Source organism: Nocardia sp. BSTN01, assembly GCF_015354405.1.
GTDB lineage: Bacteria > Actinomycetota > Actinomycetes > Mycobacteriales > Mycobacteriaceae > Nocardia.
The window spans coordinates 1-1,219 of the sequence record NZ_JADKYP010000147.1 but is presented as its reverse complement, the minus strand read 5'-3'; the positions used below and the strand labels follow the sequence as shown (position 1 = coordinate 1,219).

The window sequence follows — 1,219 nt, the reverse complement described above, 5'->3', positions numbered from 1 at the left end:
TGTCGTCGCCGTTGAAGGATGTGTGGTCGCTGTCGCGGCACATGGTCGGCCACTTCGTCGAAAACGTCGCCCCCTGCGGCACCCTGCCCGGCGACGCCATCCACGGCGACATCACCACCATCACCCGCACCTGCCTCGAACTCGCCATCAGCCTCCTCGACGGCCGCGACATCCCCGAAAAAACCGAACGCCTCAAAGACGCCGCCGCCGCCTGGGCCCGCGAAGGCGTCCCCATCGACACCATCCACCACGCCATCCACGAAGGCTTCAAAATCGGCTTCGACCTCGTCGTCACCAACGCCACCACCAAAACCCGCACCAACACCACCGGCAACACCGGCAGCAGCGGTGCCGGTGGCGGCGGCAGCACCGCCGACAGCGAACCCACACTCACCCTCACCCACACCGACTACACCAACCTCCTCCACGGCGCCAAACTCCTCGTCGAAATCCTCGACACCATGACCACCGCCGTCTCCCACGCCTACGTCCGCGAACTCCGCACCGTCGTCTCCGAACACCACAACGCCGTCCACACCCTCACCTCCGCCCTCCTCGGCGGCCACCCCACCAGCACCATGGCCCGCGAATGCGGCATCGACATCGCCGACACCTACCACATCCTCGCCCTCCACATCCCCCCACACCCCGACCAAACCAACCCCCACCTCGACCCCACCATCATCGCCCGCCGCAAACTCCGCCGCCTCCAAGCCGCCCTCGCCACCACCACCCACACCACCACCCTCTCCCTCCTGTCCACCGACGGCGGCACCCTCCTCATCCCCACCACCACACCCACCGACCTCGACACCCTCATCACCCACCTCTCCCACGCCGCCAGAGTCCCCATCACCGCCACCACCACAACCACCCCCACCACCGACATCCCCACCGCCACCGACCAAACCCACCAACTCCTCGACATGGTCACCCGCCTCCAATCAATCCCCGGCCTCTACCGCTTCGACGACCTCGCCCTCGAATACCAACTCACCCGCCCCGGACCCGGACGCGACCACCTCGGCACCCTCCTCAACCCCCTCGACCACCACCCCGAACTCCTCACCACCCTCCAAACCCACATCGCCAACAACCTCAACCGCCAACGCACCGCCCGACTCCTCCACGTCCACACCAACACCGTCGACTACCGCCTCAAACGCATCGCCCAACTCACCGGCTTCGACCCCACCCAAGCCAGCGGACTCTGGTACCT

1 protein-coding gene is annotated in these 1,219 nt (G+C 66.8%); it reads left to right on the top strand.

Annotated elements, in window-relative coordinates; translation table 11 throughout:
* On the top strand, positions 1–1,219 hold a 1,219-nt coding region (locus tag IRT45_RS36215; protein ID WP_228536036.1), incomplete at both ends, for a CdaR family transcriptional regulator.